The sequence below is a fragment of the Confluentibacter flavum genome (assembly GCF_002843175.1).
Taxonomy (GTDB): Bacteria; Bacteroidota; Bacteroidia; order Flavobacteriales; family Flavobacteriaceae; genus Confluentibacter; species Confluentibacter flavum.
Genome location: NZ_PJEO01000027.1, coordinates 54,085 through 76,683 on the forward strand (window position 1 = coordinate 54,085; position 22,599 = coordinate 76,683).

The following is a 22,599-nucleotide window of genomic DNA, read 5'->3' on the forward strand; positions in this document are numbered from 1 at the left end:
AAATCAATTATTTAATTATTGTTCCAAATACTTTTTAAAGACCAGTAATCTAGATTATTAATTAAAAAATTACTGTTAGATTTTAATTTTAAATTATTATATTTTTTTTGAGGAAAACATAAAGCGGTCATAACTGTTAATCCATCATCAGTAAATAGCTCAACAGATGAATCATCAATTATTAGTGTTAAATCCACTTTATTATTATTTACTAAGCGAGGAGAGGTGATGCGTTTTGAAAAGCCTTTCTCAAAATCAATTTTTCCAGATTTTGTTCTATCAATATAAAATTCATTTTGGCTTTCATTATATCCTAAAATAAGTTGTTCACACAAATCGTTTGACAATATTATACTAAAACTTTTAAGATAGTCTGATGTTAACTGGATACGGCTACGATCTATTGACGTCTTTATTTTCTTAGTTAAATCAAAATCATCAGTTAGGTCAATATTTTTAAATGAACTATGTGCTAAGTTAAGTTGTTCATATTCTTTAACCGGTTTTGAGGCAAGTAAATATTCATTGTTTATTTTTTTTAAACTTAATTCTCGTGTTGTGGTCATAGCACTTCTCCAAGAGGTAGTGGGAACTTTATTTGCATATTGCCAATTACTCATCCAGCCAATAAATAGTTTACGCTTTTTTGTATTAAAGAATGTTACACCAGCATAATTATCGGTACCATAATCGACCCATCTTGTTTTTGAATCAAAAGTAGAGAACTGGTGTCCGTCAAAATCACCGACAAAATATTGGGTAGCAGAACCACCATTCGGACCGCCGGGGTTTATACTTACTATTAAAACCCATATTTTTTTTCCATTAACTACGAATGAAATAAGGTCAGGACATTCCCATACGCCACCATGAGCTCCTAAATCATTTCCAAACTCACTTTCTTTGTGCCACTCCTTTAAATTAATTGAGGAATAAAACGTAACCCTATCTTTTGTAGCAAGTGTCATAATCCACTTTCTCCCTTGTTCAAACCAACTTACCTTTGGGTCTCTAAAATCTTTTATACCTGGATTGTTTAAAACTGGATTTCCATTATATTTTGTCCAAGTATTACCTGAATCTAGACTATATGCAAGACTTTGGTATTGATAATTGTCTTGGCCTTCTTTTCTTAAAATCGGATTGCTATGAGTAAATATTGATACAAGAGGCGTTTTGCCAAGCTTTCCAAATCCTGATGTATTTTTTTTATCAATTACGGCACTGCCTGAATAAATATAACCTAAATTATCGGGATATAGTGCGATAGGCTTTTCTACCCAATGTACCAAATCTTTGCTTTCAGCATGTCCCCAATGCATGGGACCCCACACTGTACTATCAGGATAATGCTGGAAAAACATATGATATGTTTTATTGAAATATATCAATCCATTTGGATCGTTCATCCATGCTTTTTTAGGAGTGAAATGGATTTGAGGTCTGTATTGTTCATTGTATTCAATGCCTCCTGATAAAGATTGGGCATTTGCAAAAAAGCCTATAAATAGGAGATGTAACACTAGATATTGAATTTTGTATCTTAATTTATTATTATACATAGTTATTCTATTTTTCATAAATATTTTTCATTTGCCAAGCATCCAATGAAATAAGCTTGCTGGATTTTCCTTGAGAGCGAATAGACACTCCAACGCTATCATTCCTTTCAGGGTAGACTCTTGCCGCCACGCATTGTTTTCCATTCACAAAAACTTCGACCACACTCTTATCTATAAAAATCCGAAGTTTAAGAGTTTCTTCTGAATTGAGTAGTACTGGAGCGATTTCAGGTGGTCTGGAAAGAACATCTGGTAAAATAGAAGAATGAGAAGTTTCAAGCGATATCATACTTTGATGCTTATATTTCCAATTCGCAGGCCTAGGTACTTCATATGGGCGTCCTTGATGAAATCCTCTTTCTTTGAAAAATGAAATACCTGTATATTCTTCTTTATTTGGAGAACGTAAAATATTAAGTTCAATCATAGGCGCATCTTTTACATCTATTTGGGCTATGATTTCCATCGTGTTTCCATTAATCGATTTAAAAATAATTTCTTCATTGGCGGGTAATTCCATAGAATCCAAATGCTTATGGTTGTAGCGTAATGATTCTATATTTCCTGCTGGTTCTATACCTAAAGTATCTTTACCTATAACGGTTAATTTTCTAGGTAAAGTCATAATTTGATTCCATCCAACAGTTGGCTTTCCAGGATTCATATTAAAAATAATAATGACCCCATCCTTTCCATCAGGAGCCGCTGAGGGTGCGTGTACACCAGAAGGTATAGCAGCTCCAAAATTAAATTTTCCATGAGACGTGGCTACAAATTTGTCATTTTGTTTATCATATTCACCTAAAAGATATTGTCCTCCACTCATATGGCTGAAAAATGCTAAGATATGCTGGTCACCTATGGGCCAAAAATAAGGGCAGGCACCATCATCTCCTATTAATGTAAATCTATCATCTTTTACAAATTCATGCAAATATTCCCATTTGGCCAAGTCTTTTGATCGAAAAAGATGATTGGCCCTAATCCATTTACCTCCAGGCCCTTTAGCTGATCTTCCAGCGGATAAAGAATAATAGGTTTCATCCTTTTTCCAGATACTTGGATCAAATACAGTATACGGTAGTGGGGCATCTGTTGGGCCATTTAATGGGATTACAGCTTTGCCTGTGACTTTTTCCCAATTTAACAATAGTGGATCATTAGAAATGGCAACCATATTCCCAGCCCGAGTTCCATGGTACATGGCAATCACACGATCTTTCTCCACAAATGTGGTACCTGAAAAACACTGGTATTCTGGATTTGGATAAATAGCATATGGAAGATCACGCCAGTGAACCAAATCGGTACTGATAGCATGCCCCCAATGTTGACGAGGATCTTCAGGTGGATATGCTTGATAAAAAAGATGCCAATTACCTTTCCAATAACAAAGACCGTTAGGGTCGTTTAATTTGCCCTCTGGATTCACAAAATGGTAAATTGGTCGATATTTATCATTTTTTAATTTTTCTCTAGATGTTGCAAATCGGAGAATTAGTGGGTTATTTTTTAATTGTAATTCTTGGTTATGTAAAATTGTGTCAAAAATAAACCGAGGGACTTTGGATGTGTAATCCTCATTTTTTGATTGAGCATAACAAGCTTGAGTTATATTATTACCACTAATTATAATTAATAAAACTAAAATAAAGTCAGAATAAAAGAGTTTTTTTAATTTTGTTGTTTTCATATTATCTATCATGTATTCTATCATAGCCTAATTCTTGTTCTCTCTTTAACCAAATAGATTCTAACTTATAAACCTCTAGGTTATTAATTCTACAATTTCCACCAATTGGTGATAGTCCTAAATTTTTATTATCTGCATCAGGGTAGAATAATCGTGTTATGCTAACTTCTCCTTGATTGGCATATATTTCAATTGAGTTTCTGTCAATAATGAATCTCAATTTGATTGTGTTATTTACTGGAATGACCTTTTCCTTGCTGGCTAAAAAAGATAATTCTTTCAAAGCTGAATCGTATATTATTTTTTGGCCCCTAATATCAAAAACTATTTTGTTTGAAGTTCCTAATTCTATTTCAGAAATAATCTCAAAAACGTCTCCTTTAATTTTATCTAGTATATTTTCTTTTGGATGTAACATTATATTTTTCCAAATCTTAGCTTCATGCCTTAATTGCTTTATTGCATCAATTGGATTTCTACACAAGCGGAGTTCGTTATTTATGGTTTTTAATTTTAGTTCTACAGGAAAAATCAACTGTTGACTCCAAGTACGATTATGGTTGGGATCTTCATTTATCATCATAAATGCTAATTGAATAAAAGGACCATCACCCTCATAAGAGTTTTTCCAAGTTTGTGTGGCATAAATGTCTTTGGTATAATAATTAACTCGATTTTTTGATTTATTTAAAATTGAGGTTTTACCTAAGTACGTTTTATTGCTAATAGGATTAAAATTTGTTCCATCAAAATCTCCTATTGTATAAGCACCATTGCCATCTATCAAAACCCATTTTTTATTGTTTTTATCTTCATCTACTGGAATTTCTATTAGATCTGGACATTCATGAAAGCCATTCAAACTGCTGAGTAGTTTCCAGTTCAATAAGTTGGTTGATTTATAAAACGAAAATCCGAACTGTTCATAAAGAACCATACGCCAAGATTGATCTGGTTTATACCAAAAAACCAATGGATCTCTCATGCCTTCTTTTCCTTCAATTATAGGGTTGTTTTTATGTCTAATCCATGATTTTCCAGCATCAAGACTAAAAGCTAACGATGGTCCTCTCCCATAATCTGTATAGAAAACTATAAGTGTTTTTTCTAAACCATGTTGAAGCCCTAGTGTATTGTTCCAATCAACAATGCCGCTACCGCTACCTGGCGCATTATCAATGATTGTATTCGTAATGTTAGGAAGCTGTTCCCAAAAAATGCAATCATAACTTACAGCATGTCCCCAATTTTTATTTTCTTTTCGCTTTTTTGACCATTCATCAAACATATAGAAAAGATGGTATTGCCCTTTATATTTTATTAGACCTGTAGGATCTGCTATTTGACCTGTAATAGGAGTATAGTGAACTTGAGGCCTTAACTCTTGATTGTAATGCATGTTTTCATATACGTTTCTGTAATCTAATCTGAATTTGTCGGAAGAATTGTTTTCCAATTGGATTTGAGCAAAAGAAATATTAGCAAGACAAATGCATAGGCTAAAATATATTATGGATTTATAATTAATATTTGACATAAGGAACAGTATATTATCTATATTCTATTTAGAAAAATTCACGCCAGCGAAAGAATGATGTTATTTTCTTAAGTTGGCATGAACCTTTACTACTAATCATCAATTCAAATATTTTACCATCCAACATTTTGTTGATATAACCCTTCGGTTAAATCAATTTGTGCTTGAGGTATAGGAAAATACTCGTCTTTCCCTTCTGTAAATTGTGCATTTTGCAGATAGGAATGTCTTGTTTTTTCAATTTCTAAGTATGGATTTAGGGTCTCGCCTGCAATTCCCCAACGAACAAGATCAAAGAACCTAGGGCTTTCTGTAGCAAATTCTAAACGCCTTTCCCACTGCATAGCTTTTCGTGCAAAATCCTGTGTCCATCCAGCTATATTATAAGGCTCAATTCGATAGTTAGAAATGGGTGATCCGTCGGTATTTTTTAACTTTCCGGTACTATTTGCAGCTCGAACTCTAATTTCGTTAATTAAAGGGAGGGCTTCTACATGTCTTCCAAGTTCAATCAGAGCTTCTGCCTTCATTAATAAAACATCAGCATATCTTATTATGTCTGCACTTTTTGAGGTTCCAAAAAACGGTCCAACTTTCACTAAACCGGGATCATTTGGTAGGAGCATTTCTTTCATGCCAGAATATGGACCATATATAGTTGGAGTTCTTGCCCAGTTTGATTGGTAAATAAAACTTGGATCGTATTTATATGGGTGAGTTGGTATACCAATGGTATGGTCTAGTCTAGGATCAACCCCATTAGTTTGAAAATCAATCGGATCTTTCATCTCAATATCATTGTAAGTGTTAAAAAGAGGTAATCCATCTATATCCGTTTTAAAAGCATTTACCATGGTTTGACTTGGTTGATGCCATCCACAACAGCCATACCCCGGGGCAAGACTATAACTATGACTATTAGCCATATTTAGTCTTCCTTGTTCTGTGCCATCATCTTGTGAGAACTGAATGGCCCAAACGGACTCGGGTCCATTTTCAGTTTCTAAAATGAAGTTTTCGGAAAAATCGTTTGATAATGAATATTTTCCAGAATTAATCACATCATTGCATAAAGCAACTACCTCATTTAACTTTTCTGGACTAATATTTATAATAGCATTTTGTTCATTTTGTTCATATGCTTGGTAAAGTCTAACTTTTGCTTTATAAGCACTAGCAGAAATTTTATTAGGTCGACCTATCTCATTTTGATTTGTAGGTAAGTTGTCAATTGCAAACTGCAAATCATTAGCAATTAAATCCCAGCCTTCATTATTGGTATAGATTCTATTTCCTGTTAATTTGAGGTCATCATCGCTTATTGTCTCGTCTGCTAAAACGGGATATTTGAATAAGACTTTTAATAAGAACCACCAATGAGCTCTAACAAATTTCATTTCTGCAATACGCTCATTTTTTTTAGGATATTCATCGATAGAAAATTGAGAAATTATTCTGAGAGCATTATTTGTACGGGCTACCCCCTGATATATTAACACCCAAGCATCATTTATCCTTGCCATGCTTGGAAGAACAAGATTATATTGTTCAAAGGCATTAAGTTGACCTCCGCCACCATCAGTGACACTCCCACCTCCTTTATAAGCGTCATCTGAACGAACAGAAGAGTATAACCACATGCTAGAAGTTGGTTTTGTTCCGCCAAAATCGTTTCCTAAAGCCGCATAGGCTGCTATAACCATTTGATCAGCTTCTTCAGGTGTATCTAAAGTTTCTAATGAGACTACTCCTTTTGGACTAAAACTCAAATCATCATTACAACTTAAAATAGTAGTCATAATTGTGATGAACATTAAGAATTTTTTAAAATGTTTCATAATATTATTTTTAAAAGTTAAAGACTAATGTTAATACCTAAAGTATAGGTAGTTGGTCTTGGATATAAATTTCCAGGATTTTCAGGATCAGGACCAGTATATTCATCTTTTTGTAAAGTAAATAAATTTTGGCCTAACATATAAATACGCATACTATTTATTCCGAATTTTCCAACAATATTGGTAAGGTCGTAACCTATTTCTAAATTTCTTAGTTTTAAATAAGAAGCATCTTCTATATTGTAATTTGATCTCCTAGTTTCATCATTACGATTAACAAGTGATAATGCTGGAATAGTTGATGCTGTATTTTGAGGTGTCCAAGCGCTTAAAGTTCTAAGACCATAGTTGGTTCCAGAATTAGATCCAACAAAATCTGTTGCTGATTTTATTCCATTGGGAACTTCTAAACCAGCTACTCCTTGAAAGAAGGTTGATATGCTCCAATTCTTATAACTAAGATTAAGATTAATTCCGTATGTGAAGTCAGGTAATTGGTCTCCTAGCCAATCTTGATCTAATGAGTTAATGACATTATCATTATTTAGGTCAACATATCTTAATCTGCCTATACCTTTACCTGGTTGGTTTGCATGAGCATCAACTTCTGCTTGATTTTGAAATATACCATCTGTAATATATCCAAACAAAGCAGTTTGAGAACGTCCAAGAATAGTTTTTTCAACATTACCAGCATAAGATCTCACTACTGATTGTGGTAAGTAGGTTATTTCATCTTTAAATTTCGCTAAGTTGCCCGTAACGCTATAGTTGAAATCACCATAAGATTTTTGATAATTTACCATGAGTTCAAAACCCTTACTTTCGTTTGTGGCTCCATTTACCCATTGTGATTTTCCTTCGCCTAAAATTGAGGGGTATGGAGGTCTAATTAGTATATCTCTAGTTTCCCTCTTGAATATGTCTAATGATCCTGTTAATGTTTGGTTTAAGAATCCAAAATCCAATCCTATATTTAGCTCTTCACTTGTTTCCCATTTGAGATTTTTATTTTCCGCTTGCAACGAAACAAATCCTGAAGGTAAATTGCCACTATTTTGACCAGCGATTGGATATGCTGTTCCTGTACTTGCTCTACCGGCTGAACCACCATAATTTGTTTCATATAAAGCAAATCTGGCATAATCTCCAATGTCTTGATTTCCAACCACACCAAAGCCAGCTCTTATTTTTAGATCTGAAATTATTTCCTTTGAGGTTCCCATAAATTCTTCATTCGAAATCTTCCACCCCAAACTTGCTGCGGGAAAAAGACCGTAGCGATTATTTTCGCCAAAGCGTGATGATCCGTCTCTACGAATTGTAAATGAACCAAAATATTTTTTATCAAAATCATAATTGACTTTTCCAAAATAAGAGAATAATTTACTTCCTGTTTCACTTCCTGTTGCTGTAGTTCTTCCAGTGCCGGCACCTATTTGAAAATAATCATCGTCTTGAAGAGCAAATTCTTCTCTGTAAACTCCATTATCTAAGAATTGTTGATCAACTTTTTCTGTTCCAATTACGATGTCTAAATTGTGACTTTTATGGGATAGTCGATAATTTAAGGTGTTTGAAAAGGTCAAATTAATTCCGTGCCATTTATTAATACTTAAGCTATTTATAGTTCTACTTAAAAATCCTTCAGTAAATGAACGTTCAATATTTCTATTATAACCATTTGTGTTATCTATTCCGAAACTGGATCTAAAAGTTAAGTTTTTGGCTAATGCTAGCTCAGCATAAACATTACCGAAAATTTCAAGCCTATGATTTTTATCATCCTTATTAATATAAAGCATGTGAAGTGGATTGTTTCTATCAGAAAATCCTGCACCGATAGGAGGACCAGCAAATTCTCCATTCACGTCATAAACTGGAATAATTGGTTGTAGAAATTTGGCCATTTGGATAACCGAAGCTCCTCCTAAGTCACTAGGGGTTGGTGTCTCAACCGATTTTGCTAATTGGAAATTTTCTCCAATCTTTAATTTGCCATTAAGAAGTTTAGTTGATGTATTAATTCGGGCACTGTAACGCTTAAAATCGGTGTATCTGGCTAGTCCTTCATTGTCAAAATATCCCACATTGAATAACATACTGCTTTTTTCAGATCCAGAAGTAATTGTTAAATCATGAGATGTCATTATTGCATCACGAAATACAACATCTTGCCAATTAGTATCTGCTGAACGAACTCCTAACGATTCACCTCCAATCCAATCAACAACATTCACTTGATCCAATATTGGCACTCCTTGATTGTCAGTATGCCAATCGAAATTGTATAAGGCTGAATGAATATTCGGATTAGTACCGTCATTAATAGAGGCTCTCCAAAGAGCTTCACCTCTTTGCTTAGTATTAAGTACAGGTAATGAGCTAGAATATTTTTGAATTGAGACACTTCCGTCATATTGAATATTTAATTTTTCTTGGCCTTTTGATTCTTTGGTAGTAACAATAATAACTCCATTCGAAGCTCTCGACCCATATATTGAAGAAGACGAAGCGTCTTTTAAAATTTGAATAGATTCAATTGACTGTGGATTTAAATTTTTAAAAGCTTGAGCTCTTTTCGTTGGAACACCATCGATAACATACAGAGGGTTATTGTCACCAAGAGTACTAAAACCTCTAATCAAAATTTGACTATTGTCTCCACTGGGGTTTCCATCTGTTTGAATATAAAGTCCAGGGACCTGTCCTTGAAGCGCCTGCATCGGATTTGAGGTTGGAATGTTTCTTATTCCTTCCATGTTAACGACTGAAACAGCTCCAGTAAGATCCGCTTTTCGTTGACCAATATATCCAGTAGAAATAATAACTTCGTCTAAACTTTCAGTGGATTCTAACATTTTTATATCTAATGTTGAACTTTCACCCAATTTTATGGACTGACTTACATATCCAATATAAGAAAATTGAATAGTTGCGTTAGTATTCGCTACTAATGAATATATTCCATCTCCATTTGAAACTGTTCCATTGGAAGTACCAGTTTCAATAACATTGACACCCATTAAAGGTGTTCCAGAAGTGTCCGTTATTTTACCTGATATTTTGATATTTTGAGATATCAGGCATGCTGAATGGAGAAATAGAACCAGAACAAAAACCCCTTTTAAGGATTTTTTTAAATGTAATAATTTTTTCATAATGTGCATAAGTTTATTGGTTTGTAATTAATAATAAGTTTTTTCATTATTATGTATTAGGGCGGTTTATAATTATTAGACCTAATGTGTTTAATTTTTTTAGTGCTATAATGTGTCATACATCAATGAGATTTATTTAAATTAATTTGAATTGCTTCAAGATTTTTCCTTTCAGTAATTGGTATTTTTTTTATACTGTAAATGAATAATCCTATCATGGATAAGGATGAAAAGGCGAATAACAAACCTCCCTCATTTATTTTTGGTGTTTTAAGAAAAAAAGGAATTAGAAAAAAATTAATATAAATTAAAATCAAATAACAAAGGCTTCCAAAAGCTTGCCCTTTAGCTCTAAACCTTATTGGAAATATTTCGGAAATAAGAATCCAGATTACTGTTCCTATTGAGTATGAAAAGGAGGCAATAAACCCTAATAAGTATATAATAACACCTAATCCGGCTAATTCAAGGAAATTTTCTAAATAAAAGGATTTAGAAAGCATTGCAAGAAAAAACATCATTCCTAAAGAACCAATCATTAATTGTATCCTCCTACCAAGAATATCAACCAAAATCATTGATAAAAATGTAAATAGTAAAACTGTAAGTCCAATATATATAAATTGTGTTGACCATGATTTATTTTGTATACTGGAAATTTCAAATATGAGAGGTGTATAGTAAATTATGACCCCTATTCCACTTAATTGATAAAAGCTTATTAGCGTGAGTAAAATTTTTAATGGCTTATTATTACTATTACTTAAAAGCTGAGTGTTTTCTGTGCTTTGGGTTGATATCAAGTGATTAGAAATTAATTTAGCTTCAGTTTTTGAACTCTTTACACGAATTTTATTAAGATTATTAATTACTTCTGATTTTTTACCTTTTATGGATAACCAACGAGGACTTTCAGGAATTTTGTAAGTAGTAATGTAAAGGGCTAGAATAAGGCCAGTTTCAATCCAAGTAAGTGAATTAGATATTTCTAAAAAGTTATTTGAAAAGATATAGTTAAATTGAATACCAAAAAAAAATGCTAAAATTATTAAGAACTGATTAAATGAAATTAATCCTCCTCTGATGTTTGAATTGCAAATTTCTGCTATGAGAATAGGAGTAACTACGAATATTGATCCAATTAACACCCAATTTATAAATCTGAAAAAAAGGAAAGGCCACCAGTCTGAAACGATACTACTTAATATTGTAAAGACAAATAATATCCCAATTATTGAACGAAGTGTTTTTTGGCGTCCAAATTTATCACAAAAATAAATTATAATTAATACGCCAATCATAATGCTAATCAAGATTATTCCAATGACTAATTTTATAGATATATTATAGGGATGAAATATTGGAGTGGAGTTTTTAATTATAAAAGGAATTAATAAAATATTGGTGCTGATTATACATGCATATAATACTTCAACAAGAATAACAATTAATAATAGTTGTCTTTTCATGAATTAACGATGAGATAGTCAAAAGTAATTCTGTATTATTTTTGATGTTATACACAATGATTCAATTATTGTGAAGTATGTTTCAAAGCAGCTTTTATTTAAGATGAAATTAACAAATGTTGTCAATTTTGTATCTATGTTACCATTAGATGAAATAAATTTTGATTTAATCCATCTAATAGTATATTAAATTTTAAAAGATAATTTATATTTATTAAGTTTGATTTCATTTCTGTCTTTTAAGCAATTTTATTGAATAGTTAATGGGAGATTGTTATTTTTATTTAGCAGTTTTTTTATTTCTTTTAATATTCTAATTACATTAATATTTCTCTGTTTTATCATGTTTAATTATCTAATACTCATTTAATAAATCAAAATGAAAACAAGATTTTCTGTTTTAGTCTTTTTATGTAGTCATTTGGTTTGTTTATTTAATTCTTTTATTTCTTTTAGTCAATATAAAGTTGGTTTTTCACAATGTTCAACTACCCATGAATGGAGAAAAGATCAAATTAAACAGATGCAAATCGAATCTGCTTTGTATCCAGATATAGAGCTAATTATTAAGGACGCTAAAAATAGTAGTGATAATCAAATTACCCAGATTGAAAGTTTGATTAATGAAGGTGTTGACCTATTAATTGTTTCAGCTAATGAATCTAAGGCCTTGACTCCAATTATAGAGAAAGTGTATAAAAGAGGTATACCTGTAATTTTATTAGAAAGATATATTGAATCTAATTATTACACATCTTATATAGGTAGTAATAATTATAAAATAGGAACGGAAGCTGCAAAGTATGCAAGTAAATTGTTAAATGGAAAAGGCGAGGTTATTGAAATTACTGGATTGTTGGAAACTTGGCCTGCTAAAGAAAGACAAAAAGGATTTAAAGAAGAAATATCTAATTATCCAGAAATAAGAATTAAGAAATCTATAGAAGGAGAATGGAGTTTTAGCAAATCGGAAAGAGAAATTTCAAATATTATTAATTCTAATGTATCATTTGATTTAATATATGCGCACAATGACCTAATGGCTTTAGGAGCAGTTAACTCTTTGAAAGAATTGAAAGTTCAAAATCGTCCTTTTGTTATAGGAATTGATGGTTTGAATGGTGAATTTGGGGGTATTCAAGCAGTACTTGATAAAAATATAGATGCAACTTTTCTTTATCCTACAGGAAGTGAATTGGCTTTACAAATTGCGGATAAAATATTAAAAGGAGAACCCGTAAAGCGGCAAAATATTTTAGAAACTATTGTAATTGATTCAACAAATGCAAAAATTGTAAAATTACTTTCTGGTCAAATAGAGTCTTTTCAGCAAAATTTAGAGGAACAAAGTTCTAAACTTAATTTTCAAATTTCAAAACAACAAAGCCAACAAGTTGTATTAATGTTAACAATTGCATGCCTTTTTTTAATAGTTGTTATAATTTATGTGATTTATCGGAATTTTCAAAATAAGGTTAATGCAAATTTGAACCTAATCACTATAAATAAGGAAATCGAAAATCAAAATATCCAAATAACTAAAAAAAATGATGAATTAATCTATTTTGGTAATCAATTAGAACAAACATTAAATACTAAATTAAGTTTTTTTACAATTGTATCACATGAATTCAAAACGCCTTTAACATTAATTAAAGGGCCTTTGGAGAATTTAATGGAAAAACAAGTATTTAGTAAACATGAGCAATTTATTCTGAAATTAATTTATAGAAATATTTTAAAACTCTTGCATTTAGTTAATCAATTAATGGATTTTAGAAAAATTGAAAGAAAGAAATTGGAACTATACCTAAGTAAAGTTAATTTTTTTAATTTTTTTAAAGATGTTATAAATTCCTTTTCATTAATTTTAAAACAAAGTAATATTTCGATTACCTTAGAATGTCAAAATGAAAATATTGAAGGCTATTTAGATGTTGAAAAAATTCAAAAGGCTATTTATTCAATTTTAATGGACATCCAAATACGTACTCCAGACTTCGGGAAAATTTATATAAAAATAAGTGAAATTAACCTGTCTTCCAACCAGTCAAATAATCAAGAGGTTCTGATTGAGATAGTAGATACTAACACAGGGCTCACTCAAGAAAAATTGGATACTATTTTTGATGCATTTAATGAAAATGTAAGATTTGGTGATTATTTTAAAACTGTGCTTGGTTTAAATTTGACAAAAGAATTTGTCGAAATGCATGGAGGTCGCATATTAGTTGAAAATGAGAAAGGATTTGGTGTTAAATTTAGTCTTTATCTCCCAGTTAATAAAGATTCTAATTTTATTGAGAGGAAAGAAAAAGAATATAATCCTATAGAACCGAGTGAATTACTAATTGATTATCAAAAGGATTTTCATATTGTGAATTTTCAAGAAATTCGTACTCCTTTAATTAATACCCAGGGAGGCTCAAGTTTGCCAGTGATTTTGGTAGTTGAGGACATAGCTGATATTAGAGACTTTATTAGGATTAGTTTGGGCAATAAATATGTTTTTCTTGAGGCCAATAATGGAGTTGAAGCCATAGAGGTTATTAAGGATCGAGAACCAGACTTAATTATTAGTGATGTTATGATGCCAAACATGAATGGATTAGAATTAGTGCACCTATTAAAATCAGATATAAAGACATGCCATATTCCAATTATATTGTTGACTGCTTGGGGTGAATTAGAACATAAATTGGAAGGCCTTGATTATGGAGCCGATGCTTATTTACCTAAGCCTTTTAATTCTAAATTACTTCAAATCAGAATCGCAAAGTTATTAGAATTGAGATTAAAGCTAATTAATCATTATCATTCAATATCAGATAATCAAATGGATATTGAAGAATCTGGCTTGAATAAAATGGATAAAGTATTCTTATTGAAAATTGGAAGAATAATTGAATCTTCAATTGATAATGAAAATTTTAATGTAGAAGAACTGAGTAATAAAATGGGAATGTCAAGAACCTATATTTATAGAAAAATAAAGAAAATGACAGATATGTCTATTAGTGAATTTATTATAGCAACAAGACTTAAAAAATCACTAGAACTTCTCAGAAACAGTGGCAAATCAATTTCTGAAATAGCATATGATGTAGGCTTTAAAACACCATCATATTACACACGCTGTTTTAAAAATATTTTTAAAATAACGCCATCAGAATATATAGAAAGAAATAAGTAGGTAATATAACATTTTAATCAATGAGTAGATTTTTTATTGCGTTTTCACTATTTTGTTTAACAGCAATGCATGCTCAAACAGAACCAATTAATAAAAAATTTCATATTGGATTATCATTATGTACTACGTCAGATATATGGAAAAAAACTAACCTAGAACTAATACAAAATGAGTTAAGGTTTTATCCCGATATGCAGTTAACTATCAAAGATGCCAATGGCAATTGTGAAGAACAGGAAAAACATATTAATGAATTTTTGAATGAAGGGATGGATTTGTTGATTATTTCTCCAAACATTGTGAATTCAATTAAACCTAGCATTAATAAGGCTTATAGTTTAGGGATACCAATAATTTTAATTGATAGAAAGGTTATTGGTGTAAAATATACTAGTTATGTAGGAGGAGATAATTATAAAATAGGCTATGACGCTGGAAATTATGCTTCACTTTTATTAAATGGAAAAGGAAATATAATAGAAATTAAAGGTGTAAAAGGATCTTCTCCTACAATTGAAAGAAGTAAAGGGTTTAGAGATGCAATTTCCATATGTCCAGATATTAATATTGTTCTTTCTGAATTTGGTAACTGGCAATCTAACGGAGCGGAATTAGTTATGCAAAAAGTTATAAGAGAAAATTTGAAGTTTGATTTGATTTTTGCTCATAATGATTTAATGGCTCAAGAGGCTTATAGATTTTTAAAGAAATCTGGTTTAAATAATAAATGCCAAATTATAGGTGTTGATGGATTACCAGGACCAGGTGGAGGAATTCAATCTGTAATTGATGGTCAACTTAAAGCTACTTTTTATTATCCTCCACAAATTGAAGAAGTTATAAGAATCGCATATAAAATATTGCATAAATTACCTTATGACAAGGAAAATTTTATTGATGCAGTTTTAATTGATTTGAGTAAAGCTGAAGTCTTGAAATCACAGAATATGCAGGTTGAAAGATTACAAGAAAGGATAGATAAGCAGAAAATTGCTTTAGATATAGAAATATCAAAATACGAGACACAGCGATTAATATTGATTTTTGCATTGGTTTCATTATTATTAGTTTTAACACTTGTTTTATTCATTTATAAGGCAATTAAAGATAAAAGAATTGCTAATAAATTACTTTTAGAAAAAAAGAATATAATTGAGAATAAAAATTTTTCAATAACACAACAACAAAATGAATTAGTTCAAATTACTCAAAAATTAGAAGAAGCTACGAGCTCTAAATTGGCGTTTTTTACTAATATTTCTCATGAATTCAAAACTCCTTTAACTCTTATTATGGGACCCTTGGAGCTTTTAATTAAATCAAAAAAATTTAGTTTTGAAAATGAGGAGCAGTTAAGATTAATGAATAGGAACTCTTTAAGATTATTAAGATTAGTAAATCAATTAATTGATTTTCAGAAGCAAGAAAATAATCAATTAAAACTTTCTGCTTCAAAATATGATTTAATCTCCTTTTTGAAGGAAAAAGAGGAGACATTTAGATATTTGGCGAAATCTAAACAAATAGATTTTCAATTTATTTCTGAAATAGGAGAAATATCAATTTGGATGGATCATGATAAACTAGATAAAGTTTTTTTTAATTTATTATCAAATGCCTTTAAATTTACAGAAAGCAATGGAAAAATTGAAATCAAATTAAAAAAACCTAAAAAATCAATTAATAAAATATATGAACAAGAAATTCAAATTGAAATTAAAGATTCAGGAGAAGGTATTGAAGAAAGACACATAAACAAGATATTCGATCAGTATTTTCAAAGTAAAAAATCACATGGTAATATTGGTACTGGGCTTGGTTTAAGTTTGTCGAAGAAATTTGTTGAAATGCACCGAGGGAATATTTCTGTACAAAGCAAAGTCGGTATAGGAACAACGTTTTTTATTAGACTTCCTATCGGGAATCAACATTTGAAAGAAGATGAGATAATTAGTAATAGTCCTATTGATAATTTTGTATTGCCATCACTTCCAACTTTATTAAATGAAAATGAGGCTATAGTCAATACTGTTAATATTGATAAAGTAGGGAAACCCCTAATTTTAATTATTGATGATATCATGGATGTTAGGGAATACTTAAAGAGAATGCTAATTAATGAATATGAAATAATAGAAGCTGTAAATGGAGAACAAGGCCTTAAAGTAATAGAGGAAAGTGAACCTGAACTCATAATTTGCGATATCATTATGCCAGTTATGGATGGGTTAGAAATGATAAAAAAGATGAGGGCAGATGTGAAATTATCCCACATTCCTGTAATATTGTTAACGGCTAAAAATTCTATTGAAAATGAAATTACGGGGTTAGAGGAAGGTGTTGATTTTTATATTTCTAAACCTTTTAATCACGATTATTTACGCAGTTGTATAAGAAATATTTTAAATCAAAGGATTAGATTAAAAGAATATTATAAATGCAATTTAGATTTTCAAATGGTTGAAGATAATCTTTCACGACTGGATAAAAATTTTATTAAAAAAATTGAAAGTTTAATAAATAATTTAGAGAATAAAAATGATCTTACTGTCGAAATGCTTAGTGAAAAAGTAGGGATTTCTAGAGTACATTTATATAGGAAAATTAAAAAGCTTACAGGAATGTCTGTTAGCGAATTAATAGTTGCACTTAAACTTAAGAATTCAATTAATTTATTAAGAAACTCCAATAAGTCTATATCTGAAATTGCTTATGATGTAGGATTTTCAAGCCCTTCCTATTATACAAAATGTTTTAAAAGGCAATTTAAGCTTTCTCCTACTGATTATAGAAAGCAAAACTAAATTGTCATTTTTTTTTTGGTCATTAATAATAATGGTTATTATTTGAACTACTTTATTTTTTTAAATCATCATCCTTACTTGCCTCCTTAAATTCTTTGATACCACTACCTAATCCTCGCATTAATTCAGGTATTTTCTTTCCGCCAAATAACAATAAAACAACCAGCACTATTAATACTATTTGCATAGGGCCTATTGCTAGTTGTAGTGTAGATAAATATTTCATTTATGAATTTTAATAAAGTTAATATATTGTAATTTAATTTAGAATTTTTTTTTTAGTGTAAAGAAACTCTTTTTATAAAGTAGATTGAAAGCATCCTTTGAGGCCGAATTAACAAATGATTAGACAAAAAATTATTTTTGGGATGATTTGCCCCAAATTGAACTTAATTCCCAAGCGTTTATGGAAATAAATTCTGTTTTGCCACCGTTTGAGAATACTTCAATACCTGTCTGGCTTTCAGAAGGATATGTAGAGGCACTTAATACAATCTCACCATCATCCAAAAAAACTTCAATCGATGATTTATCTACAAAAATGTGCAGTTTTAATATATTATTATTGACAGTTAAAGGAGCATACATTTTTGTTGCAAAATTTTGAGTGAAGCTTTTATCAGATACAAAATCAGTACAGTTTGTTCTATCCAAGCAGATTGTAGAAGTACTTGGATCTATTGTTAATTTTAAACTACGCCCTTCACCAATTAATAAATTAAATCCAAATGTAGTGTTCGATATGCATTTAATTTCAGCTTCTAACTCATAGTTGTTTTTTTTAGGTTGAAAGAAGCCAAGTTTTAAATTGCCATTAACAGTTAAATTAGAAATACTTTGTTGTTCTTTTCTCAATTTTTTTAATTGGTTAATGGGTTCTTGAATTATTTTATATCCTATTTCAGTATTCTTTAAAGCAATTTTTCTGGGTAAGGATTGAAAGCCATGTCCCCAACTTGAAGGTTGTTGACGTGCATATTTCCAGTTTCCCATCCAACTTATCATGATAACAGAATCTCCTAATTTTAAGTTTTCATCATAGTTCCTCCAAGTTTTAGTTGCATAAAAGTCATCACCATAATCTAACCATAAAGCATGTTCTAACCCAAAATCTTTTAACTTATCTTCAAAAATAATATGGTCAATGGCTATACCCCCATTTATAGTGTCTTTTACTAAATCTAAAATTTCAATTTGAGCTGTTTTTCCTTTTAAGTCTCTAACATCCCAACCTCTCCATCTAAAAACTTTTTTGTTGTTCCCAGTTGTTCTTCTAGCTACTTTTCCATCAACTATTAATTTAATACAAAGAGAATCTAAATTTTGACCTCCAGCTATTAGAAAATTTATCGCATTTCTATTTATTGTAAAAGGTTTAGATTTCATGACTCCTATATGATTTTCATTAGATAATAGACCAACGTAGCCATTTCCTAAAAAATCAGTTGCTATTGAGTCTTTTAAACGGTTGGAAAAAGCTTGATTTGTAATTTTCCAATTAGATGAATAGTTCGATTCAAAATTTTCAAAGACCCTACCTTCAATCCCTTTACCAAACTTTAAGTAATTTAGGGTTTTAGTGTCCGGATTAAAATTTTTCCCATCAAAATCACCTACAAAATACTGTACTTTGTTAGGACCTCGACCAATTATCATAACCCATTTTTTTAATCCTTGGTGACCAACTACCGGTAGTTCAAAAAGATCAGGACATTCCCAAAAAGAATTTTTCGCCCCTAATCCACCAAATGTGCTGCAGTAATTCCAGTCTTTTAAATTTTTCGATTCGTAAATAAGAATTTTCTGCTCATTGGAAATTGCAACTACCATTTTCCATAATTGACTTGGTTCGTGCCAAAACACTTGAGGATCCCTAAAAATTTTTTTGTTAATATCTAAAACTGGATTTAACTCATAATAATGAAATTCATTTCCCCCATCTTTGCTTATACTAATACATTGGGTTTCAGGTAGGCTATCACCAGGAAAATGTCTAGTATAAATTGCAATCATGCTGTTTTCACCAAAACCACTTGTGTTTTGTTTGTCTACAACCACTGATCCAGTAAAATGAGAGAATGGACGCGGTCCCCCTTTCATTGGGTCGGGTAATTCTTCCCAATGAACAAGATCTTTTGAGATAGCATGCTCCCATTGTCCATACCAAAATAGATGATATTGCCCATCAAATATATATAGACCTTTAGGATCAGCCATATTACTGTCTTTGGATGATAAATGGTATTGAGGGCGATATTTTTCCAAATAAACTTGACCATGTATTGTGAAAATAGTTAGGAAAAAGATTAATATAATTGATTTTTTCATTATTTATAATTTTTTTTCTTTAAAAAAAACACGGATTATTTTAATCCGTGTTCAACTAAACTAAACTAAACTAATCTAAACTAATTCAAACTATAATCTTTTAAAATTTTTGACTTAATTTCTGTTTAAATTATATAATCAAAAATAGTAATTCATATATATAGAAATTGTAAAGAATGATACATTTACCATTAATTATGACTTTGTTGCTAAAAAAAAAACCTACTTTTTTAATTATGAGCGGTAAATTGTAACTATGTTGCATGTTTTATTTTCCTAATATAAAATTAATGGTTACTCAATTGAATTTATAGAGTAACGATAATTAGAGTTGTTACTGAATTATATATGAATATCTTAGATGTTATATTCCGAGGCTGAAGATTTCCCAAATGATAGGACTGTTAAAAATTAAGTTTTTTTTCTTTAAATTCTAACTTCCATAATGAAACAAGTCTAACTTCCATAATGAAACAAGCAAATTTAGTAAGAACCAAAGTAATATAAATCTCAAGGAGAATCAACAAGGTGGATATGTAGGTGATATATATTAAGATTTTGATAGCACAAAACTGGTGTTTAAGTTAGAGTTTTTGTAAAATATATATAAGTTAATTCATTCCAGCACATTCCCCTGCATTCTGTGAAAAACTTCATTTCGGGAAAAGCGCTTCATTAAAAAAGTCTTGGACACAATCCCAAAGTTTTAGATTTCCACTTCTCTTTTTCATGCCGAAGAAGGCAGGAATGCTCCGTTCCCAATATAAAACCTTGAAATAGCGTCCGCTTAATAGGAAAATGTATTTGCGTTTTGTTCCACTTCCTATGATTTTGTATTTCACAAAGAATTTAGAATCACTTCCGTAAGCCAACACCGTCATACCTTTTTTTGACAGCAAAATAACAACATTCAGCTTTGAACTACAGCATAATCAGGCTCGTCCCTCGCACTTTTTATATGTCTTAACAAACCTGAATATTGAAGCGCACCAAGCAACAAAAAGAAGGTAACAGCGGTGGCTCTATGGGAAGTAAATCGAAAATGAATCTTATGAAATCTTACAAAATCAATAAAAAGGAAGCGGAACAAAAGTTAAAAAAACAAAAAAAGGAAAACGCTCTGGATATAATAAGTAAATCAATTTTAAAGCCTTTCTGAAAGGTTCAGATAGGTCAATATTAATCTTTAAATTTTTTAATTATGAGTACTCTAAAAAACAAAGTACAGTTAATTGGCAACGTAGGAAACGAGCCAGAAATCACGAACCTAGACAGCGGAAAGAAAGTCGCTAAATTTTCAATCGCTACCAATGAGTCATGGTAATGACTTAGAAGGAACTTCCATGTTTGGAAATGTTTCTGCGTTAATAAATGTAAAGGATTCATTATCAAGAGCTTAAATATTTATGAGAATTAAAGAAGGGAAAGGTGTGATGCCTTCTTTTGAGATGATTGGAGAAGATAAAATGAATCAAATTGTTGATTTTTTGACGAAACAGGAAAAAGATACTATAGCAACTGATGGTGATTGGCCTTACCCATATAACTATCATGGACACAGGAGATTTGATCTGGAGGACGGATACCCTATGATAAAACCACCATGGGTACAATTAACAGCCATAGATTGAACTGTGCTAAAATTAAATGGCAAATTCCCCTTGGTAACTTCGACTCATTGAATATACCTGGACATCCTATTACGGGAACCCCAAATTATGGTGGACCAATTGTCACAAAAGGAGGATTAGTAATTATCGCAGCAACAGCAGATAATAAAATTAGGGTGTTCGACAAAGACACTGGGGAAAAATTATGGGCAGCAGATTTGCCCACATCTGGTGTGGCAACACCAGCCACTTACTCCGTTAATGGAAAACAGTACATAGTAATCGCCTGCGGAGGAGGTCGAGAAGGTGCAAAATCTGGTGATTCTTATGTGGCTTTTGCGTTACCTTAGAAATAAAATTCTATATATTTATTGATGTTTTATTAGGGTATTATAAACATCTAATGAAACAAAAACTATTTTATTAACCCGTTGTGCATTATGATTTAAAAGAAAAAAGTTGTCCATATTACTGATAATCAGTAAATTGTTTTAGCGATAAAACATTAATTATGAACAACTTAAATGCAAATTACGAAAGAATATTGGAAGTATTACAAAAAATATCAAAAGAACAACTTTTGGACTATCAAAGACGTCGACCGAAGCTGAGTGATTTGGAACTGATTTGTTTAAGCTTAACAGCTGAATTTATGGGAATAGATAGTGAGAATGATTTATTTAGAAAGCTCCCTGTCATTATTGCCTCAAAAATAGACAGGAGCGTCTACAATCGAAGAAGACGGAAATTAGTAGGTTACATGGATGATATCCGATTAAGATTAGCCTCTCATTTTAATGAATTTGAAGATTATTTTATAGTGGACAGTATGCCTTTAGAGGTTTGTAAATTATCACGAAGTTCCCGTTCGAGAGTCTGTAAAGAGGATGCCTATGCTTTTCCTGACAAAGGCTATTGTGCCTCCCAAGGTTCCAATTATTATGGTTATAAGCTGCACGCCGTCTGTTCTATTAAAGGTGTTTTTCAAAGTGTCGATTTGAGCCCTGCATCGGTACACGATGTCAATTACCTTAAGGACATTAAAGCACAAATGGGCGATTGCACTTTAATTGGAGATAGAGGGTATCTATCAGCAGAAATACAGCTCAATTTGTTTGAAACCTGTAACATAAAGCTAAATACACCTATGAGAAGCAATCAAAAAGATTATAAAAAACAACCTTACATTTTCAGAAAAAAGAGAAAAAGAATAGAGACATTGTTCTCACAATTATGTGACCAATTTATGATAAGACGTAATTATGCCAAGTCTTTTCGAGGATTTAAGACTAGGATCCTATCTAAAATAGCGGCCCTTACAACAATTCAATATATCAATAAGTTTATTTTTGATAGAAACATCAACAATATTAAAATTAGCATTATTTAAAATGCACAACGAGT

General features: G+C 30.9%; 14 protein-coding genes and 1 pseudogene. 6 read left to right on the forward strand and 9 right to left on the reverse strand.

Annotated features, from left to right (window positions below; all coding sequences use genetic code 11):
* Positions 1–11 precede the first annotated feature (11 nt).
* From CSW08_RS08445 to CSW08_RS08470, 6 genes are all read right to left on the reverse strand, one after another.
* On the reverse strand, positions 12–1,580 hold the full coding sequence (locus tag CSW08_RS08445) for a glycoside hydrolase family 32 protein (RefSeq protein WP_238987228.1): 1,569 nt from the start codon (positions 1,578–1,580) through the stop codon (positions 12–14).
* Complete coding sequence (locus CSW08_RS08450; RefSeq protein WP_203226861.1) at positions 1,570–3,279, reverse strand: glycoside hydrolase family 32 protein; 1,710 nt, start codon at positions 3,277–3,279, stop codon at positions 1,570–1,572. The genes CSW08_RS08445 and CSW08_RS08450 overlap by 11 nt, the downstream gene beginning before the upstream one ends.
* Positions 3,257–4,792 (reverse strand): glycoside hydrolase family 32 protein, encoded by a 1,536-nt coding sequence (locus CSW08_RS08455; RefSeq protein ID WP_106659453.1) that lies wholly within the window; start codon positions 4,790–4,792, stop codon positions 3,257–3,259. Before CSW08_RS08455 ends, CSW08_RS08450 begins: the two co-directional genes overlap by 23 nt.
* 113 nt (positions 4,793–4,905) lie before the next feature.
* Positions 4,906–6,606 (reverse strand): RagB/SusD family nutrient uptake outer membrane protein, encoded by a 1,701-nt coding sequence (locus CSW08_RS08460; RefSeq protein WP_203226862.1) that lies wholly within the window; start codon positions 6,604–6,606, stop codon positions 4,906–4,908.
* Positions 6,607–6,647: 41 nt separating this feature from the next.
* Positions 6,648–9,791, reverse strand: coding sequence for a SusC/RagA family TonB-linked outer membrane protein (locus tag CSW08_RS08465; RefSeq protein WP_203226863.1), 3,144 nt, complete (start codon positions 9,789–9,791; stop codon positions 6,648–6,650).
* A 122-nt stretch (positions 9,792–9,913) separates the two neighbouring features.
* Positions 9,914–11,260 carry an MFS transporter gene (locus tag CSW08_RS08470; protein WP_106659456.1) on the reverse strand — a complete coding sequence of 449 codons (1,347 nt, stop codon included), beginning with the start codon at positions 11,258–11,260 and terminating at the stop codon, positions 9,914–9,916.
* Between the two features lie 379 nt (positions 11,261–11,639).
* On the opposite strand from CSW08_RS08470, the gene CSW08_RS08475 reads away from it, so the two are divergent.
* Both CSW08_RS08475 and CSW08_RS08480 read left to right on the forward strand, forming a co-directional pair.
* A complete protein-coding gene (locus tag CSW08_RS08475; RefSeq protein WP_106659457.1) occupies positions 11,640–14,453 on the forward strand; it encodes a hybrid sensor histidine kinase/response regulator transcription factor in 2,814 nt (937 codons plus the stop codon).
* Positions 14,454–14,473: 20 nt separating this feature from the next.
* The gene (locus CSW08_RS08480) at positions 14,474–17,257 is read left to right on the forward strand and encodes a substrate-binding domain-containing protein (RefSeq protein ID WP_106659458.1); all 2,784 of its coding nucleotides are present in this window, start codon (positions 14,474–14,476) and stop codon (positions 17,255–17,257) included.
* A gap of 52 nt (positions 17,258–17,309) precedes the next feature.
* Here the strand turns inward: CSW08_RS08480 and tatA are convergent, their stop codons facing one another.
* The 3 genes from tatA to CSW08_RS08495 all read right to left on the reverse strand — a co-directional run bounded on the left by tatA (position 17,310) and on the right by CSW08_RS08495 (position 20,484).
* Positions 17,310–17,483, reverse strand: coding sequence for a twin-arginine translocase TatA/TatE family subunit (gene tatA, locus CSW08_RS08485; protein ID WP_106659459.1), 174 nt, complete (start codon positions 17,481–17,483; stop codon positions 17,310–17,312).
* Between the two features lie 131 nt (positions 17,484–17,614).
* On the reverse strand, positions 17,615–19,585 hold the full coding sequence (locus CSW08_RS08490; protein WP_106659460.1) for a glycoside hydrolase family 32 protein: 1,971 nt from the start codon (positions 19,583–19,585) through the stop codon (positions 17,615–17,617).
* A gap of 653 nt (positions 19,586–20,238) precedes the next feature.
* Positions 20,239–20,484, reverse strand: a complete 246-nt coding sequence (locus CSW08_RS08495) for a hypothetical protein (protein WP_157831443.1) — start codon at positions 20,482–20,484, stop codon at positions 20,239–20,241.
* Positions 20,485–20,786: 302 nt separating this feature from the next.
* On the opposite strand from CSW08_RS08495, the pseudogene CSW08_RS08505 reads away from it, so the two are divergent.
* The 4 genes and pseudogenes from CSW08_RS08505 to CSW08_RS08520 form a co-directional block, all read left to right on the forward strand.
* Positions 20,787–20,906: pseudogene (locus tag CSW08_RS08505) on the forward strand (single-stranded DNA-binding protein); the annotation flags it as partial.
* 85 nt (positions 20,907–20,991) lie between these two features.
* Positions 20,992–21,216 carry a hypothetical protein gene (locus CSW08_RS08510; RefSeq protein WP_106659463.1) on the forward strand — a complete coding sequence of 75 codons (225 nt, stop codon included), beginning with the start codon at positions 20,992–20,994 and terminating at the stop codon, positions 21,214–21,216.
* A complete protein-coding gene (locus tag CSW08_RS08515) occupies positions 21,189–21,545 on the forward strand; it encodes a PQQ-binding-like beta-propeller repeat protein (protein ID WP_106659464.1) in 357 nt (118 codons plus the stop codon). Before CSW08_RS08510 ends, CSW08_RS08515 begins: the two co-directional genes overlap by 28 nt.
* A gap of 161 nt (positions 21,546–21,706) precedes the next feature.
* Positions 21,707–22,585 carry an IS982 family transposase gene (locus CSW08_RS08520; RefSeq protein WP_106658080.1) on the forward strand — a complete coding sequence of 293 codons (879 nt, stop codon included), beginning with the start codon at positions 21,707–21,709 and terminating at the stop codon, positions 22,583–22,585.
* Positions 22,586–22,599: the final 14 nt, after the last annotated feature.

Coding starts and splice junctions, on each gene's coding strand:
- CSW08_RS08445 (WP_238987228.1), bottom strand. CDS start 1,580: ATGAAAAATAGAATAACTATGTATAATAATAAATTAAGATACAAAATT.
- CSW08_RS08450 (WP_203226861.1), bottom strand. CDS start 3,279: ATGATAGAATACATGATAGATAATATGAAAACAACAAAATTAAAAAAA.
- CSW08_RS08455 (WP_106659453.1), bottom strand. CDS start 4,792: ATGTCAAATATTAATTATAAATCCATAATATATTTTAGCCTATGCATT.
- CSW08_RS08460 (WP_203226862.1), bottom strand. CDS start 6,606: ATGTTCATCACAATTATGACTACTATTTTAAGTTGTAATGATGATTTG.
- CSW08_RS08465 (WP_203226863.1), bottom strand. CDS start 9,791: ATGAAAAAATTATTACATTTAAAAAAATCCTTAAAAGGGGTTTTTGTT.
- CSW08_RS08470 (WP_106659456.1), bottom strand. CDS start 11,260: ATGAAAAGACAACTATTATTAATTGTTATTCTTGTTGAAGTATTATAT.
- CSW08_RS08475 (WP_106659457.1), top strand. CDS start 11,640: ATGAAAACAAGATTTTCTGTTTTAGTCTTTTTATGTAGTCATTTGGTT.
- CSW08_RS08480 (WP_106659458.1), top strand. CDS start 14,474: ATGAGTAGATTTTTTATTGCGTTTTCACTATTTTGTTTAACAGCAATG.
- tatA (WP_106659459.1), bottom strand. CDS start 17,483: ATGAAATATTTATCTACACTACAACTAGCAATAGGCCCTATGCAAATA.
- CSW08_RS08490 (WP_106659460.1), bottom strand. CDS start 19,585: ATGAAAAAATCAATTATATTAATCTTTTTCCTAACTATTTTCACAATA.
- CSW08_RS08510 (WP_106659463.1), top strand. CDS start 20,992: ATGAGAATTAAAGAAGGGAAAGGTGTGATGCCTTCTTTTGAGATGATT.
- CSW08_RS08515 (WP_106659464.1), top strand. CDS start 21,189: ATGGGTACAATTAACAGCCATAGATTGAACTGTGCTAAAATTAAATGG.
- CSW08_RS08520 (WP_106658080.1), top strand. CDS start 21,707: ATGAACAACTTAAATGCAAATTACGAAAGAATATTGGAAGTATTACAA.